Origin of the sequence: Kibdelosporangium philippinense (assembly GCF_021390435.2) — a bacterium.
Classification (GTDB): Bacteria; Actinomycetota; Actinomycetes; order Mycobacteriales; family Pseudonocardiaceae; genus Kibdelosporangium; species Kibdelosporangium philippinense.
In genome coordinates this window covers 736,243-751,138 of record NZ_JAJVCN010000003.1, presented here as the reverse complement: position 1 = coordinate 751,138, position 14,896 = coordinate 736,243, and the positions used below count along the sequence as shown (strand labels likewise).

Annotated in this window: 18 protein-coding genes and 1 pseudogene; 12 read left to right on the top strand and 7 right to left on the bottom strand. The window is 65.4% G+C overall.

Going from position 1 to position 14,896, the window contains the following annotated elements; all coding sequences use genetic code 11:
- Positions 1 to 172: 172 nt before the first annotated feature.
- On the top strand, positions 173 to 2,113 hold the full coding sequence (rho, locus tag LWC34_RS35450) for a transcription termination factor Rho (RefSeq protein ID WP_233729621.1): 1,941 nt from the start codon (positions 173 to 175) through the stop codon (positions 2,111 to 2,113).
- 52 nt (positions 2,114 to 2,165) lie between these two features.
- Here the strand turns inward: rho and LWC34_RS35445 are convergent, their stop codons facing one another.
- Positions 2,166 to 2,546, bottom strand: a complete 381-nt coding sequence (locus LWC34_RS35445; RefSeq protein ID WP_233729620.1) for a hypothetical protein — start codon at positions 2,544 to 2,546, stop codon at positions 2,166 to 2,168.
- Positions 2,547 to 2,783: 237 nt separating this feature from the next.
- On the opposite strand from LWC34_RS35445, the gene rpmE reads away from it, so the two are divergent.
- The 3 genes from rpmE (at position 2,784) to prmC (ending at position 5,000) form a co-directional block, all read left to right on the top strand.
- Positions 2,784 to 2,996, top strand: a complete 213-nt coding sequence (gene rpmE, locus LWC34_RS35440; RefSeq protein ID WP_037268298.1) for a 50S ribosomal protein L31 — start codon at positions 2,784 to 2,786, stop codon at positions 2,994 to 2,996.
- Between the two features lie 82 nt (positions 2,997 to 3,078).
- The gene (prfA, locus tag LWC34_RS35435) at positions 3,079 to 4,134 is read left to right on the top strand and encodes a peptide chain release factor 1 (protein ID WP_233729619.1); all 1,056 of its coding nucleotides are present in this window, start codon (positions 3,079 to 3,081) and stop codon (positions 4,132 to 4,134) included.
- 8 nt (positions 4,135 to 4,142) lie between these two features.
- Complete coding sequence (gene prmC / locus LWC34_RS35430) at positions 4,143 to 5,000, top strand: peptide chain release factor N(5)-glutamine methyltransferase (RefSeq protein WP_233729618.1); 858 nt, start codon at positions 4,143 to 4,145, stop codon at positions 4,998 to 5,000.
- 43 nt (positions 5,001 to 5,043) lie between these two features.
- On the opposite strand, the gene LWC34_RS35425 is transcribed toward prmC, so the two are convergent.
- From LWC34_RS35425 to LWC34_RS35415, 3 genes are read right to left on the bottom strand one after another with little or no spacing between them, the layout of a single operon-like run.
- A complete protein-coding gene (locus tag LWC34_RS35425; protein WP_233729617.1) occupies positions 5,044 to 5,373 on the bottom strand; it encodes a hypothetical protein in 330 nt (109 codons plus the stop codon).
- Positions 5,370 to 7,034, bottom strand: a complete 1,665-nt coding sequence (locus LWC34_RS35420) for an AbeC-like domain-containing protein (RefSeq protein WP_233729616.1) — start codon at positions 7,032 to 7,034, stop codon at positions 5,370 to 5,372. Before LWC34_RS35420 ends, LWC34_RS35425 begins: the two co-directional genes overlap by 4 nt.
- Positions 7,035 to 7,041: 7 nt before the next feature.
- A complete protein-coding gene (locus LWC34_RS35415) occupies positions 7,042 to 7,440 on the bottom strand; it encodes a serine/threonine kinase C-terminal domain-containing protein (RefSeq protein ID WP_233729615.1) in 399 nt (132 codons plus the stop codon).
- A gap of 379 nt (positions 7,441 to 7,819) precedes the next feature.
- Between LWC34_RS35415 and LWC34_RS35410 the strand changes: the two genes are divergently transcribed.
- Positions 7,820 to 8,563, top strand: coding sequence for a tetratricopeptide repeat protein (locus LWC34_RS35410; protein ID WP_233729614.1), 744 nt, complete (start codon positions 7,820 to 7,822; stop codon positions 8,561 to 8,563).
- A gap of 13 nt (positions 8,564 to 8,576) precedes the next feature.
- Positions 8,577 to 9,176 carry a methyltransferase family protein gene (locus LWC34_RS35405; protein WP_233729613.1) on the top strand — a complete coding sequence of 200 codons (600 nt, stop codon included), beginning with the start codon at positions 8,577 to 8,579 and terminating at the stop codon, positions 9,174 to 9,176.
- A 12-nt stretch (positions 9,177 to 9,188) separates the two neighbouring features.
- Here LWC34_RS35405 and LWC34_RS35400 read toward each other — a convergent pair.
- Positions 9,189 to 9,386: pseudogene (locus LWC34_RS35400) on the bottom strand (DUF7919 family protein); the annotation flags it as partial.
- 98 nt (positions 9,387 to 9,484) lie between these two features.
- Here LWC34_RS35400 and LWC34_RS35395 point away from each other — a divergent pair.
- From LWC34_RS35395 to LWC34_RS35385, 3 genes are read left to right on the top strand one after another with little or no spacing between them, the layout of a single operon-like run.
- Positions 9,485 to 10,135, top strand: a complete 651-nt coding sequence (locus tag LWC34_RS35395; protein ID WP_233729611.1) for an L-threonylcarbamoyladenylate synthase — start codon at positions 9,485 to 9,487, stop codon at positions 10,133 to 10,135.
- A 21-nt stretch (positions 10,136 to 10,156) separates the two neighbouring features.
- Positions 10,157 to 10,582, top strand: coding sequence for a hypothetical protein (locus LWC34_RS57275; protein WP_308200186.1), 426 nt, complete (start codon positions 10,157 to 10,159; stop codon positions 10,580 to 10,582).
- Between the two features lie 3 nt (positions 10,583 to 10,585).
- Positions 10,586 to 11,734 carry an MraY family glycosyltransferase gene (locus LWC34_RS35385; protein ID WP_233729610.1) on the top strand — a complete coding sequence of 383 codons (1,149 nt, stop codon included), beginning with the start codon at positions 10,586 to 10,588 and terminating at the stop codon, positions 11,732 to 11,734.
- A gap of 51 nt (positions 11,735 to 11,785) precedes the next feature.
- On the opposite strand, the gene LWC34_RS59030 is transcribed toward LWC34_RS35385, so the two are convergent.
- Both LWC34_RS59030 and LWC34_RS35380 read right to left on the bottom strand, forming a co-directional pair.
- A complete protein-coding gene (locus tag LWC34_RS59030; RefSeq protein WP_372496747.1) occupies positions 11,786 to 12,016 on the bottom strand; it encodes a zinc ribbon domain-containing protein in 231 nt (76 codons plus the stop codon).
- A gap of 38 nt (positions 12,017 to 12,054) precedes the next feature.
- A complete protein-coding gene (locus LWC34_RS35380) occupies positions 12,055 to 12,972 on the bottom strand; it encodes an RNA-guided endonuclease InsQ/TnpB family protein (protein WP_233729609.1) in 918 nt (305 codons plus the stop codon).
- Positions 12,973 to 13,094: 122 nt separating this feature from the next.
- Between LWC34_RS35380 and LWC34_RS35375 the strand changes: the two genes are divergently transcribed.
- The 3 genes from LWC34_RS35375 to LWC34_RS35365 all read left to right on the top strand — a co-directional run bounded on the left by LWC34_RS35375 (position 13,095) and on the right by LWC34_RS35365 (position 14,881).
- The gene (locus LWC34_RS35375; RefSeq protein WP_233729608.1) at positions 13,095 to 13,553 is read left to right on the top strand and encodes a Cg1360 family ATP-synthase-associated protein; all 459 of its coding nucleotides are present in this window, start codon (positions 13,095 to 13,097) and stop codon (positions 13,551 to 13,553) included.
- A gap of 217 nt (positions 13,554 to 13,770) precedes the next feature.
- Entirely contained in the window at positions 13,771 to 14,553 is a 783-nt protein-coding gene (gene atpB, locus LWC34_RS35370; protein ID WP_233730942.1) for a F0F1 ATP synthase subunit A, read from the top strand.
- A 133-nt stretch (positions 14,554 to 14,686) separates the two neighbouring features.
- Positions 14,687 to 14,881, top strand: a complete 195-nt coding sequence (locus tag LWC34_RS35365; RefSeq protein WP_233730941.1) for an ATP synthase subunit C-like protein — start codon at positions 14,687 to 14,689, stop codon at positions 14,879 to 14,881.
- Positions 14,882 to 14,896 lie beyond the last annotated feature (15 nt).

Genomic DNA, 14,896 nt, shown 5'->3' with positions numbered 1-14,896 from the left:
GCCGTGGTGACCGATGCTCCGTCTTGGCGAATCCATCTCGCGCTTGGCCAAATTCGTGGCCGAGTCCGTGAACAGGGTTAGCCAAACCAGGAGAGACAAGCCGTTCCGCGTTCCGTCGGGCGGCGGTCCGCTGGTCCACGTAGGAGGCGGGGACCGGTCAGGAAGGACATTAGTGAGCAACACCGATCTGTTGAGCAGCGACACGGCTGCGGGCACTTCCGACAAGTCCCAGGTCGCCGGCTCCAACGGCGGTGCCCCGCGCCGCCGTGCAGGGCTGTCCGGCATGGTGCTGGCGGAGCTGCGCGAGTTGGCCGGAACGCTTGGCATCACCGGGACCACCGGGATGCGCAAGGGAGACCTGATCGCTGCGATCAAGGAGCGGCAGGGTGGGTCCGGTGGGGGCACCGCGGACACGCTGCCTCTCGACAACCTGCCCGCGGTCAAGCAGCCGAGGTCGGCCAAGAGCCCGAAGCCGGCCATCGAGAAGGCCGCCGAGAAGCCAGCGAAGGCCGCCGCGCCCGCCGACGAGGAGCAGGCACCGACCCGCACCCGTCGCCGCCGCGCGGGCCGTCCGGCTGGCAGCCCCGACGCCGAGGCGAAGACGGCAGAGGTCAAGGCCGAGCCGAAGGCGGAGCCAGCGGCCGAGTCGAAGCCCGAGCCGCAGGCTCGGGAAGAGCGCCAGCAGGGGGAGCGGCAGGGCCGCGACCGGCGCGAGCGCAACAACGACCGCGACCGCGGTGAGCGTGGCGAGCGCGGTAACCGCAACGACCGTGGCGAGCGCAACGACCGTAACGATCGTGGCGACCGCAACCAGGGCAGGCAGAACCAAGACCAGAGCAACGCCCAGGACGACGATGACGACGACGAGAGGGGCGGTCGTCGCGGCCGTCGCTTCCGCGACCGTCGTCGGCGTGGCGGCCGCGCCGAGGGCGGCACCGGTGGCGGCGGCTCCGACACCGAGGTGCGCGAGGACGACGTCCTGCTGCCCGTCGCGGGTGTGCTCGACGTGCTGGAGAACTACGCGTTCGTGCGTACCTCCGGTTACCTCGCGGGCCCGAACGACGTGTACGTCTCGCTGTCGCTCGTGCGCCGTCACGGCCTGCGCCGTGGTGACGCGATCACCGGTCTGGTCCGCCAGCCGCGTGAGGGCGAGCAGCAGCGGCAGAAGTTCAACCCGCTCGTGCGGGTCGAGACCGTCAACGGCATGGACCCGGAGCAGGCCAAGAGCCGTCCGGAGTTCACCAAGCTGACGCCGCTGTACCCGAACGAGCGACTGCGCCTCGAGACCGAGCCGCACATCCTCTCCACCCGCGTCATCGACCTGGTGATGCCGGTCGGCAAGGGCCAGCGTGCGCTGATCGTCTCGCCGCCGAAGGCGGGTAAGACGACTGTTCTGCAGCAGATCGCCAACGCGATCGCCAAGAACAACCCCGAGTGCTACCTCATGGTCGTCCTGGTGGACGAGCGTCCTGAGGAAGTCACCGACATGCAGCGCAACGTCGACGGCGAGGTCATCGCGGCCACGTTCGACCGCCCGCCGTCGGACCACACGATGCTGGCCGAGCTGGCGATCGAGCGGGCCAAGCGGCTGGTCGAGATGGGCACCGACGTGGTCGTGCTGCTCGACTCGGTCACCCGATTGGGTCGTGCGTACAACCTGGCGGCCCCGGCGTCCGGCCGGATCCTGTCCGGTGGTGTCGACTCGACCGCGCTGTACCCGCCGAAGCGTTTCCTGGGTGCGGCGCGCAACATCGAGAACGGCGGCTCGCTGACCATCTTCGCGACCGCGCTGGTCGAGACCGGTTCTGCCGGTGACAGCGTGATCTTCGAGGAGTTCAAGGGCACCGGCAACGCCGAGCTCAAGCTGGACCGCAAGATCGCCGACAAGCGCACCTTCCCCGCGGTGGACGTCGACCAGTCCTCCACCCGTAAGGAAGACCTGCTGCTCTCGCCGGACGAGCTGGCCGTCACGCACAAGCTGCGTCGCGTCCTGCACGCCCTGGAGCCGCAGGCGGCGATCGAGCTCCTGCTCGACCGGCTGCGCAAGACCCGTACCAACATCGAGTTCCTGATGCAGGTGGCCAAAACCACCCCAGGCGCCGATAACGACTAAAGGCTCAACAACCCTCGTGAGTGGTTAGCTGAGTTCTAACCCGCCTAACCACTCACGAGGCGATTGGTGCGTGTTTGCCGAGGCTGCGGTGCAGCCAGGTGATCCTGAGCAGCAACGCGGTGCTCGGGATGCCGAGGCCGATGGCCAGAATCGCCGGGACGACCATGCCGTGCAGGACGAGCCCGGAGATGAACACGACCGACGCGTACGGCCAGTTCAGCCAACGCCACCCGGCAGGCCACTCGATCGAGTAGCCGACCATCGCGGTGACCGCGGCGGCCACGCCCATGTGGGCGCTCGTCAGCACGGTGTCGCCGGGTGAGCTGAGCAGCAGCTGGCCAAGCGATGTGAGTCCGAGCACAACGGCCGTGAACAGCACCGGCAGCGCTACCCATGAGAGCAGCGGAAGCGGTCGGCGTACGGCGCATTGCACACAGTGAGTGTGTCGGGCGTTCTGCCTGGTCATAACCCGGGGGTCGACCAAGCCCCGGGGTTGTGCGTTAGGCGGCGTCCATGCCACGACGAGCGGATGAGCGGCTTGGAACAAAGCCTCCCGTGGAGGTGTTGTACGGGCTGGTCAGCCCATCTGGCAGACTAAGAGGTCGAGTCCGGCTCCGGTTCACCCCGAGTTCGTCTGGGGACCCGGCGGCCACAATGAAAGGCGAGATCAGTGAAGAGCGGTATCCACCCCGAGTACGTCACCACTGAGGTGGCTTGCGGCTGCGGCAACACGTTCACCACCCGCAGCACCAAGACTTCCGGTTCCATCCACGTCGAGGTCTGCTCGAACTGCCACCCGTTCTACACGGGCAAGCAGAAGATCCTGGACACCGGTGGCCGGGTCGCGCGCTTCGAAGCCCGTTACGGCAAGCGCAAGAAGTAGCACCGCACACGGCGCCCGGACCCCACGTGGGCCGGGCGCCGTTGTCGTGCGTACGGGCGGATCTAAGTGAGGAGGGTGAACCGTGGACGAGTTGCTCAAGGAATACGCCGAGCTGGAGCGTGAACTGGCCGACCCGGCTGTGCACGCCGACCAGGCGCGCGCCAAGAAACTCGGCCGCAGGTACGCCGAGCTCACCCCGATCGTGAAGACCATCCGCGAGCTCGACGGCGCACGCGACGACCTCGCCGCCGCCAAAGAGCTGGCGGCCGAGGACGAGGCGTTCGCCGCAGAGGCGGAAGCGCTGACCAAGCGCATCCCCGAGCTGGAAGAGCGCCTGTCCGAGCAGCTGCTGCCGCGCGACCCGCACGACGGCTCCGACGTACTCGTGGAGATCAAGTCCGGCGAAGGCGGCGAGGAATCCGCCCTGTTCGCGGGCGACCTGTTCCGGATGTACACCCGGTACGCGGAGAAGCGCGGCTGGAAGATCGACGTGCTCGACGCGAACGAATCGGACCTCGGCGGCTACAAGGACGTCACCCTTTCGGTGAAATCCAAGGGCTCCGATCCCGACGGCGTCTGGGCGCGGATGAAGTTCGAAGGCGGCGTGCACCGCGTGCAGCGCGTGCCCGTGACCGAGTCGCAGGGCCGGATTCACACGTCCGCCGCGGGCGTGCTCGTCTACCCGGAGATCGAGGACGTCGAAGTCGAGATCGACGAGAAGGACCTGCGGGTCGACGTGTTCCGGTCGTCCGGTCACGGCGGTCAGAGCGTCAACACGACCGACTCGGCAGTCCGGATCACGCACATCCCGACCGGGATCGTGGTGTCCTGCCAGAACGAACGCTCGCAGCTGCAGAACCGCGCGTCGGCGATGCACGTGCTGCAGGTGCGGCTGCAGGCACTGGCCGACGAGGAAGCGGCGAAGAAAGCCTCCGACTCCCGCCGCAGCCAGGTCAGGACGGTCGACCGGTCCGAGCGGGTGCGGACGTACAACTTCCCCGAGAACCGGATTTCCGACCACCGGGTGAACTACAAGGCATACAACCTCGACCAGGTCCTTGAAGGCGAACTGGACGGCGTGCTCGACGCGCTGGCCGAAGCCGACCGTGCCGAGCGGTTGGCGGCAGCTCGGGGTTAATCTGAGCCATGACGCGAACCCCGTTGCGACTGGCCATTCTCGAGGCCGAACGGATTCTGGCACAGGCCGGAGTGGACAGTGCGCGGACGGATGCGGAACTGCTCGCGTCCTATGTGCTCGGTGTGGAGCGGAGCCGCCTGCTGCTGGTGCCATTGGTCGATCCGTCCGTTGTGGACGCATACGGCAAACTGGTGCAGCGAAGGGCATCACGTGAACCCCTGCAGCACATAACTGGCTCGGCGTGGCTCGGCAACATCCCGCTCGTCGTAGGGCCGGGGGTGTTCGTACCTCGCCCGGAGACAGACCTGTTGCTGGAGTGGGGCCTTTCTGTCACGGGCTCGACGGCTCCGGTTGTGGTGGACTTGTGCACCGGATCGGGTGCACTTGCCCTGGCATTCGCCAACTTGCGTCCGGACGCGGTCGTGCACGCCGTCGAGCTGGACACCGTTGCATTGTCGTGGGCCCGGCGCAATGCCGACATCCGCCGGGAGGCAGGCGACACCCCGATCCGCTTGCACGCCGGAGACGTCACCAACCCGAAGCTGCTGGCGGCGATGGAAAGCTCAGTCGATTTGGTGCTGTGCAACCCGCCTTACGTTCCGGAGGCCACGGAAGTCCCACCCGAGGTGGCCGACCATGACCCGGACATCGCGGTCTTCGGCGGCCCGGACGGGCTCGACGTCATCAAGCACGTGATTTCGTGCGCCGCCCGGTTGCTGAAGCCGGGCGGCTGGGTCGGCATCGAACACGACGACAGCCAAGGGTCTTCGGTGCCTGAGCTGTTGGCGGCTCGCCGTGTGCTGTCCGAAGTGGAGGATCACAAGGACCTCGCTGGCCGCCCCCGCTTCGCCACAGCGCAGCGATGACAGCCTCGTGAGTGGTTAGACGTGTTCTAACGCGCATAACCACTCACGAGGAGAACAGCGACCGTACCTGGTCCTCGATCGTGGCGAGCACCTCCGTGACCCCGGCAACCCCGAGCAGCGCGGCCTTCAGCCGGTCGAACGCTTTGAGGCCGCTCTTTGGGTCGATCTCCTCGGCGGTCGCCTCTTCTTCCAGGTCGTTGATCCTGGTCAGCGCCACCGGATGGTCAGCAGTGACCTGCTCGCGCAAAGAAGCCAGGTTTGCCAGCAGGCCCTGGCGCGCCTCCGCCGCATTGACGATCATGTTGCTCTGCGTGACGTTGTCCCCGATGCTGAAGTTGCCGCCGACGCTCCCGCCAATGTGGACGTCGTTCATTTCTTTCCTCCAGTAGTGGTAATGCTGGCCTGTACGACGTTGTTGCCCCAGCTGAAGCTGCCACCGACCGAACCTCCGATGTGGACATTCCGGTTGTCGACGAAGACCGTCTGCCGTTCGAAGCCTTCCGCGGAGAACCCGCTGTCCTCCAACAGGTTCGTCACCGCGGGCACGAAACGGCTGCTGAGGATCTTCAGGTACCGATCGACGTCAGCGAGCTGAAGGTAGTTGTGCACGTTGTCATCAGCGGCCAGCTCGCGCAGGCTGTTCAGCGAGCCGTACACGTGCGGGTTGATGAAACCAGGCCGCTGCGGAACCGGACGGATCATCGTCAGCAGCTTGACGGTCGCAGGCAGGATGGTGATCGGCAGACGCAGCATCTGGCGCAGCGCCTGGAAAACCGGCTTCGGCGAGCCCGGTACCAATTGGTCGATCTCCTGGTACTGCTGCTTGATCGGCAACAGGACATAGGGGGTCCATTCGACGTACAGCGTCGTGTCGTCCATCGCGGCGTGGATGAAGACGCTGAGCACGAGCTCCCGGTCCCACGTCTCGACCTGGACACACAGGTAATACCGCGCCCATTCCTCAGGTTCGGCACGCAGACGCTCCATATCCTCGATGGACAGCCGGGGATACGGCGGATGTCCCTGTCCTTTGAGGATCATCCGGGACGCCGGGTCGGCAAGGTGGTCGATGAGCTCGTCGGCAGGAACCATCACCTGATCGGCGATCCGCAGCGAAGACAGCCGTTCGCTCGGGGTAAGCGGAGTGGCCCGGCCAAGCCCGCTGAGTGCCTTGCGGATCTCGGCATACAGCACATCCGTGGTCAGCGGCTTCTGTTCCTTGCCTTCGAGCGGACGCAACGGCACAGCGACTGACCACGGCCCATACTCCATGCCAGCGCCGACGAACGGGCTGAAACCGCGATACACCACGATCGCCGCACCGTCCTGCGTGTGGCTTTCGCGCTCAACTTCCCCGATCCGGCGCAGTTCACGCATGAAGGTGCCGCTCATCGACAGAACCGGGCGGTTGTCGGTGAGCGGATCCGCGATCGGCCCGGCGTTCCAGTTGAATCGCCTGGTCAAATGCCGCCAGACGATCAACCGGTCGGTGATCAGCGTGGCCAGCATCCCGCCCATCATCACCAACGCGACGATCAAACCGCCGTTTTCCGACGACGACGAGTAATTCACGTCAAAGCGCGAGCTCGAGTACGACGACGAGTCGAAGAAGTCTTCGATCACGTCCTCATACAGGTCCGGCCCGTACACGATCAGCACCACGATCGCGGCCGCCGCGATGATCACCGGTACCGGGTTCGACTTGCGTACCAACGTTTTGAGCTGCTTGTTCATCTGTGAGATCGAGGCGATCAGGCCGACGACGACCCAGCCGACCAGCAGCGCGAACGGTGCCGTGAACAGGATGGCCACGGCGAGAGCGGCGAGGATGCCGTCACGGATCTTGCGCCGCGCGCGGGCAGCGATCGCCTCGCCGAGCACGGCTGTCGCGTCGGTGCCGGGGGACGGTGGCACTGGGCGCGTGCGTTCTACCAGGAATTCCCGGATCGCGTCATCGGCGAAGTCGGCGTCCAACTGTGCTGCCGCGCACAGGTATCGCGTCGTGTCGTCCTTCGAAGGGCGGTTTCTCGTCATGGTCCCGTCATGGGGTCGAGTGGGCGATCATGGTCTCGTACAACGGAAGCGTCTGCTCCCACTTATCCGCTGTGGACGACGCGTACACGATGTAGTCGTCGCCCGATGCCCGCCAGTACGTGGCCCTGACATGCCGCAGCACGCCGGTGTTGAGCCACACGAACTCCCATTCGACGGATGGATAGCCGTGGTAGTTCCCGGTTTCGAAGCGAATCTTCTGATACCCGGTCCGTTTGGCGAACGCCACTTCCTGCTCGCTCTGCACCTTCTCCAGCGACGCGCTCGGTGACGTGCTGCCGCCGATCCGCAGGAACCGCCCGCTGTCAGCGGGATCGTTGGCTTGCTGACAGCCGGTGCTTCGTTCACAGGGCCCGAGCGACCAGTCGTCCGGGATCATGGTCGTCATCCCCGAAACGGCGACTTTCCGGTATCCCGCAGGCGACCGGCTGGTTGTGGTCGTCGTGGTTGTTGATGTTCTAGTTGTCCCTCTCGCAGGTTCGGCAGATGACGTTTCAACCACAGGCGGTGGTTCGGCCAGCGGGGTCTCCGTCGCTGAAGTGGTCAGCAGGACGGCACCGAACGCGCCCGCGACAACCAGATAACCGGCGGAAAGCGTCAGCGCCAAGGATGTTCGTCCGGACGAGTGATTTCGCGGCGGTTGCACGAGACCTCTTTCCCCTGGCTGAAACGTGCTCTGGCCGAGACGGAATGTGCCGGGCAGGATATGCGAGGCACGTCGCCCTAGGGCGAAAGGACGTTACGCATCACCCGGACGGAGCAAGCGGATGTGGATCGATCCGTTGGTCAAGTGGCGCACGGCAGATCCATCGCCAGGGTTCGTCGAACTGCTTGCCGGACAACCAGAGACGGCATTGTCGCTGTTCACGGAGGCAGGCGACCTCGTCGGCCAAGGCGACGCGTTGGTGGCACTCGGCCGACAAGACGAAGCTGTGGAACGGTTCGAGCAGGCAACTCCCGAAGGCGACCTGAAGGTCGAATGTGGACTGTCACAGGCGCTTGTGCTGCAAGGCGAAGCATCGGCAGCGGTACTGCGGTTGGAGAAGTTGCTCGTCGCGTACCCGGGAAACGCTGTGGTGCTGCATCATCTGACCGGCGCCTTGCTGGAAACCGCTGACCAGGCCAGAAACCTGACCCGCGACGAAGAACACGTGATCACGAGCCAGACCCAGTTCGAAGTCTGTGCGGGAGTGGCCCGCCGGGCAGCGGAAACCGCGGTGGACGACAACCACCGCGCTGGCGTGGAAGCACTGACAGCCGAGCTCACCACTGGCTCGCGATGGACGTGGTCGAGCCAACCGGCAGTCCTGGGATATTCGCTGCTTGGCGGCTTGGTCGGCCTCGGCCTTGTCGGAATCGGCGGCTCGATGGGCAACATCGTTCTAGTCGTGCTCGGCGCGATCCTCGGCGCGATCGTGATCTATCTGGCGGTCATGAGCTTCCGCCGTCAGGCGTGGCAGATCCGTGCGGTGCGAGCGGCGCCTCTGGTCTGGCGGCACGGCCTGCGTTGAGTAGGTTCGCCGAGTGACGTTCTTGGCCCTCGGGATATACCTGCTGTGGCTGATCCTCGCCTTCGGCGTCCCGATCACCGCCATGCGCCGCCGGACCGGCGGGCAGGACACCGGCATGCGGATCTCCGGCCCGCTGCAATGGAGTTGTGAGGCGGCTTTCGGCCTCATCGGCTTGGTCGGTCTGGCCAACCCGATACTGGATCTGTTTGACGTGCTGGCACGGATAGCGGTGCTGGATCAGTTGCCGCTACGCATTGTCGGCGCGGTCATCGCTGCGGCTGGCGTCGCGGGCACGTTGTACGCGCAGTTGTTCATGGGTCCTTCGTGGCGCATCGGCGTGGACACGACCGAACGAACGGACTTGGTGACCTCGGGCCCGTTCGGTGTGGTTCGTAACCCGATCTTCGCCTCGATGCTGCTCACCGGCCTTGGACTGGCCTTGGCCGTGCCGAACTTCTTGTCCTTCGGCGGGCTCGTGATGTTGTACGCCAACGTGTCGGTACTGGTGCGGCGGGTCGAGGAGCCGTACCTGATCGCCACACATGGCGCGGCCTACTTGGACTACGCCCGCCGAGTCGGGCGGTTCATCCCTGGCCTCGGTCGGTTGAATTAGCTCGTAGCCCGGTCAGCTTCGGGAACCGTCCAGCACAGCAGACGTGTCAGATCGCTCGATCGTGTCCCAGAACGCCGTTACCCGAATCAGCACCGCGTCGACGAAAGCCTGCGGTGGACGGTATTCATGCGCCTCGACGTAATACGGGAGAAGGCTCGGCGCGGCATAGATCACCCGGTCGGGGCCAAGGCCAGGCAGGTGGATCTCCGCGTGCCCCCATGCCTCGCCGCAGAAAGGGCACTAGTACAGCCACGACGCATCATGACCGGTGAGTAGCCGCCCTCGGCATGAGGTCTAGAGTCACGGTCGTGAGCACGCTGTACGACTGTTCATTGCCAGAGGACCGGCAGGACGGGCTCGCGGCCGCCGCTGGCGCTGTGCGGTCCGGGCGGCTTGTGGTCGTTCCGACCGACACCGTCTACGGCATCGGCTGCGACGCCTTCGACGGCAGCGCGGTTCGCGCGCTGCTCGAAGCCAAGAACCGTGGGCCGGATATGCCGGTCGGCGTGCTCGTCGGCAGCTGGACGGCCATCGACGGTCTCGTGTTGTCCGTCCCTGACCAGGCGCGCAAGCTTGTCGAGGCGTTCTGGCCCGGTGACCTTTCCATCGTCCTTCCGCACGCGCCGAGCCTGGCGTGGGATCTGGGCAACACGCGCGGCACGGTCATGCTTCGGATGCCGCTTCACCCGGTGGCCATCGAGCTGCTGCGTGAGGTCGGGCCGATGGCTGTGTCCAGCGCGAACAGGTCTGGGCATCCGCCTGCCGCCACCGCCGAGGAAGCTCGTGACCAGCTTGGCGAGTCTGTCGCGGTATACCTGGACGGGGGACCGTCCGGCGATCCGGTGCCGTCCTCCATCGTTGACCTCACCGGTGACACTCCCATCCTGCTGCGGGAGGGCGCGGTCAGCCGTCAGGCCGTCGAAGAGGCGCTTGGCGTCGAGGTCGCCAGCCCGGCCTGAGCCTTGGAAAGGAAACATTCGGTGACTCCGGACTTCGCCACGGCCGATCCGGGCCTCGCCGACGCAGCGGAATTTCCTGGCCCCGAAATGATCATCACGTGTGCCACCGCGTACCCTAGGCGCATCGAATTCGCGGCGTTCGTAACGAATGTCCGCACCCGAAAAGTCCTTCGCGGCCCGCGCGGCGGCATGATCCCGAATAGCCGGGAACACGCCGAAGCGATTCACGGGGCTGTGTTCCCAGCGATTCAGGGCGGCCCGCTGATGCACGTGGTCGCGGCCAAGACGGTCGCGTTCGAGAAATGCCGAGCCTTCGCGGCCAAGAAATGCCCTGTGGCAGAGGGCGGGCAGTCCATAGCCACGGGTGTCGAGCGCGACGGCGCCGACGGCCCGACCATCGGCTTCCTGACAGGCGTGCCGCTCCGGCCGACAGCCCGGCGGAGCTGAGTCGTGCCTCCCGCCATCGTCCAAGGCCTGCCGATCCGCGAATACCTGCTGGTCGGCCTGCTCAGCCTGACCTTGACGTTCCTGCTGACCGGCCCGGTGCGGCTGCTGGCGTTCAAGATCGGCGCGGTCGCCGTGCCACGCAGCCGCGACGTGCACACCCAGCCGATCCCCAGGCTCGGCGGACTGGCGATGTACCTCGGCATCTGCGGCGGCATGCTGCTCGCACACCAGCTTCCCTTGCTGCGCAGGGCATTCGACTATTCCCTCGATCCCGTCGGGGTGCTCGTCGGCGGCGGCGTGATCATGCTGATCGGCGCGCTCGACGACCGGTTCGAGTTGGACGCGCTGACGAAGTTCGCCGGGCAGACCATGTCCGCGGGCATCATCGTGCTGTTCGGTATCCAGTGGGTGCTGGTCTGGGTGCCGTGGGGCGGCAACGACGTGGGCCCGAGCGGCTCGCTGGTCGTGCTGGACATGAACCAGGGCGGGCTGCTGACGGTCCTGCTCGCGCTCGTGCTGATCAACGCGATGAACTTCATCGACGGTCTCGACGGTCTCGCCGCGGGCATCGGCGTGATCGCATCGTTGGCAACTTGTACGTTTTCGTTCCACTTGTTGTCACAGACCAGTAATGACGTCGTCAACTACGCGCCAGCTTTGCTGTCGATCACGCTGGCGGGCGCGTGCCTCGGATTCCTTCCGCACAATTTCCAGCCCGCGCGGCTGTTCATGGGCGATTCCGGCTCGATGCTGATCGGCCTCACCCTCGCCGCGGCGAGCACGTCCGCCGCGGGCAAGCGACTGCCAGCCGAGCAGGGCCCGGTGAACACGCTCGCGGTGTTGTCCCCGCTCATCGTGGTCGCCGCGGTGCTGTTCGTGCCGCTGTTGGACCTGCTCATGGCGGTTGTCCGGCGGACAAGGCGCGGCCTGAGCCCGTTCCACGCGGACAAGATGCACCTGCACCACCGGCTGCTGGAGATCGGCCACTCCCAGCGCAGGGCCGTTTTGCTGATCTACTTGTGGGCCGCTGTGCTGGCGTTCGGCGCCGTTTCACTGAGTCTTTTCGACGGGCTTGTCGTGGTCTGGGGAATGGCGATAGGCCTACTGGTCGCATTGCTCGTTTCGGCAATACCTAGACTGCGGTCACGTTGACGTCCTCCCACGGCTGAAGCCACCCGGGGGATTCCAACTCACGATCACCACTCAGGGAGCGATGGCAGCGAGTTGAGGTTCACGGTTCACAGCCCCGCCCAACGGCTGGAGGGCTCCCCGTGCTGTCACCGCCCGCCCGGCGGCGATGTTGCGAGCCGCGTTCACGTCGGCATGGCAGTCGAACTCGCAGGCCACGCACCGGAAAACCGCTTGGCTCTTGCGATTCTCCGCAGCGATGTGGCCGCAAGCCGAACACTGCTGCGACGTGTACGCGGCTTTCACCTTCTCCACCCTGCCGGAAGCCTTGTGTTCCAGCCGGGCTACCAACTGCCCCCATCCGTTGGACAGAATGCCCCGGTTGAGTCCCGCCTTTGCCGCACGTTGCGACCAGGGTTCACGACCGTGCCCTTTGCCGAGCGGGTCATCCCCCGAATGGAAAGCGCCTCCACCCGGACTACGTCAAACCTGCTGGCCAGCAGGGTCGAGGTCTTCTCGACCCAGTCCTTGCGCCGGTCGGTTCTTCGCCTGATCAGGCGCGCGATCACGCGTTTGATCAGGCTGCGGCGATTCGATCCACGCTTACAGCGGGCGAGTCGCCGGTACAGCCGGTCCAATCGACGCTGCTGGGTGGGCGTGAGCCTCGGTACCGACAACAACTCGCCGGTGGACAGTGCCGCCGACACTGTCACGCCTCGGTCCACTCCCACTGTCTCGTTGTTGCCAGGCGCAGGGATCACACCCGGCACTACGGCGAACGCGATATGCCATCTACCTGCGCGGTCTCTGCTGACCCGGTAGGACGTGACGTTCCGTGGCACGGCGCGCGACCAGCGGAACCTGACCCATCCGACCTTCGGGACCCAAACGTGGCCAGACCGTCGGTTCAGCCGTCGTACGTGCTCTGGTTTCACCGCGACCTGGCGGAAACCGTCGTTCCTGCTGACCTTGCGCCACGACGGCTTGCGGTGCGTCCCCGCGTAGAAGTGTCGTGTGGCCTTGGCAAAGTCACGAAGCGCCTGCTGCTGGACAGTCACCGATCCGGCACGCAACCAGCCGAACTGCGCCCGCGCCTCGGTCAGCTGCCGAGCCTGTTCGTTGTACCCAGGCGCAGCCGCACGTCCCCATCGCCAGTGACTATGTTGCTCGACTGCGAGGTTCCACACGAACCGCGCGTGCGCACAATGCTCAAGCAGTCTCAGTTCCTGCTCGGGCGTCGGCGACAATCGGTAGCGGGACACGAACCGGACGTTAACAGCGGGTACCGACAAAACCGGGTCCAATACGTCCTGACCAGCGAGGTCGGCTTGGGTGCCGCGCCGGGAGATGCGGGCCACCGCCGATGGGAGTCACGATGAGTGAGATGAGCGAGAACTTTGAGATCCCGAAGCAGCCGGAGACCCACGAAGAGGTGATCCGGGCGCTGGCCAAGACCGTGTTCTGGGCAGCGGTCTCCTCGACCGTGATCACGGTCGTGATCGCCGCGGTGCTCGCCGGTGTGCTGGTCGGCTCGAACGGGGTCTACGGCGCGCTGGCCGGTGGCGCCGTCGGCCTGCTGTCCGCCGTCACCACCTCGCTGCTGATGCGCCAGACCGCGGGGATGGCTCCGCAGAAGGTGTTGTTCGTCGTGCTCGGCGGCTTCGCCGGCAAGATGATCATCCTGCTGATCGCCATGATGGTGCTTGGCACGATCGCCGCGCTGCACCGCAACTCGCTGGCATTCACCCTGCTCGCGACCATCTTGGTGAGTGCAACGGCCGAGGTGTTCGCCTTCCGGCGAACCAAGGTCCCTACAATCATCCCAGCGAGCAAGGAGGGCTGAGTGGCTCCCGCTGGAGTCGCTAAGTAGTACGCCCGTCCGGTTGGGTCTCAGCCGGTTGATAGTGTTCGCCCGAAGGGGCAGTGACGCCCGGTGGCCTACCGGGGAGCCCCGCTTTCGAGTGCTTGCAGTACGTCAGGTACGTTAAGTCCTGATCGTGACGATTCCCCCGGTGGTGTGACACACGGCCGGCCGGGAGAACCGGAAGGAGCCCCCGTTGTTGGGCATGCCGTTGCTGGCGCAGGAGGCGAAGTTCGAGCCGCCTGGCGTCGGAGATTTCTTCCTGCCGCCGATCTTCGGCAGCGTCACCAAGCCGATGGTGCTCGTGGTGCTGTCGGTCATCATCATCGCCACGTTCTTCCTGCTCGCGTCGCGCAACCTGAAGATCGTGCCAGGCAAGTTCCAGTTCGCGGCCGAGAGCCTCTACGACTTCAGCCGCAACAACATCACCCGTGAGCAGATCGGCGCGAAGGACTTCCGGCCATATGTGCCGCTGATCCTGACGCTGTTCACGTTCACGCTGGTGAACAACATCTTCGGCATCATCCCGATCATTCAGTTCCCGACGTTCTCGCACATCGGCTTCCCGTTGGCGCTGTCGGTCCTGGTGGTCTATCCGGTTTACCACATCTCGGGCATCCGCAGGCACGGTCTCGGCGGGTACCTGAAGAAGGAGATCTTCCCACCGGGGATCCCCAAGCCGATCTACATCCTGTACAGCCCGATCGAGGTCTTCACCAAGTTCATCATGAACCCGATCACGCTGGCGATCCGAGTGTTCGCCGCGATGTTCGCCGGTCACCTGATCCTCTTGGTGTTCACCATCGGTGGCGAGTACCTGTTGCTCGAGGCGAGCGCGTGGTTGAAGCCCGCTTCCATCGTCGCCTTCGCGATGTCCATCGCGATGACCTTCCTTGAGGCGTTCATCCAGGTCATCCAGGCGTACATCTTCGCGTTGCTCTCCGCTGGCTACATCGGAGCCGCATTGGCCGCAGAACACTGACCGGCCATTCCGGTCCAGTGACCAGTTTGTCGGATCCGCGCCTCGCGGACCCAACTCGAAAGGGAAAATCGAAGTGAGTGCAGCTGTTATCGTCGCTCAGGAAGCCACGGCCAACATCAACTCTGGCCTCGCCATGATCGGTTACGGCCTTGGCGCGATCGGCCCGGGTATCGGTGTGGGTGTCATCTTCGCCGCCGTCATCAACGGCACCGCCCGCCAGCCGGAGGCCCAGAGCAAGCTGATGGGTATCGGCTTCCAGACGTTCATCCTGACCGAGGTGCTCGCCCTGATCGGTCTGGTTCTGTTCTTCATCGCGTCCAACGCCTGATCCGGCTTCGACGTC

Excerpts from the sequence above, each read along its gene's own strand:
- prmC (WP_233729618.1), top strand. The coding sequence starts at position 4,143 with ATGACGCGAACCCCGTTGCGACTGGCCATTCTCGAGGCCGAACGGATT.
- LWC34_RS35425 (WP_233729617.1), bottom strand. The coding sequence starts at position 5,373 with ATGAACGACGTCCACATTGGCGGGAGCGTCGGCGGCAACTTCAGCATC.
- LWC34_RS35420 (WP_233729616.1), bottom strand. The coding sequence starts at position 7,034 with ATGACGAGAAACCGCCCTTCGAAGGACGACACGACGCGATACCTGTGC.
- LWC34_RS35415 (WP_233729615.1), bottom strand. The coding sequence starts at position 7,440 with ATGACGACCATGATCCCGGACGACTGGTCGCTCGGGCCCTGTGAACGA.
- LWC34_RS35410 (WP_233729614.1), top strand. The coding sequence starts at position 7,820 with ATGTGGATCGATCCGTTGGTCAAGTGGCGCACGGCAGATCCATCGCCA.
- LWC34_RS35375 (WP_233729608.1), top strand. The coding sequence starts at position 13,095 with ATGAGCGAGAACTTTGAGATCCCGAAGCAGCCGGAGACCCACGAAGAG.
- LWC34_RS35365 (WP_233730941.1), top strand. The coding sequence starts at position 14,687 with ATGATCGGTTACGGCCTTGGCGCGATCGGCCCGGGTATCGGTGTGGGT.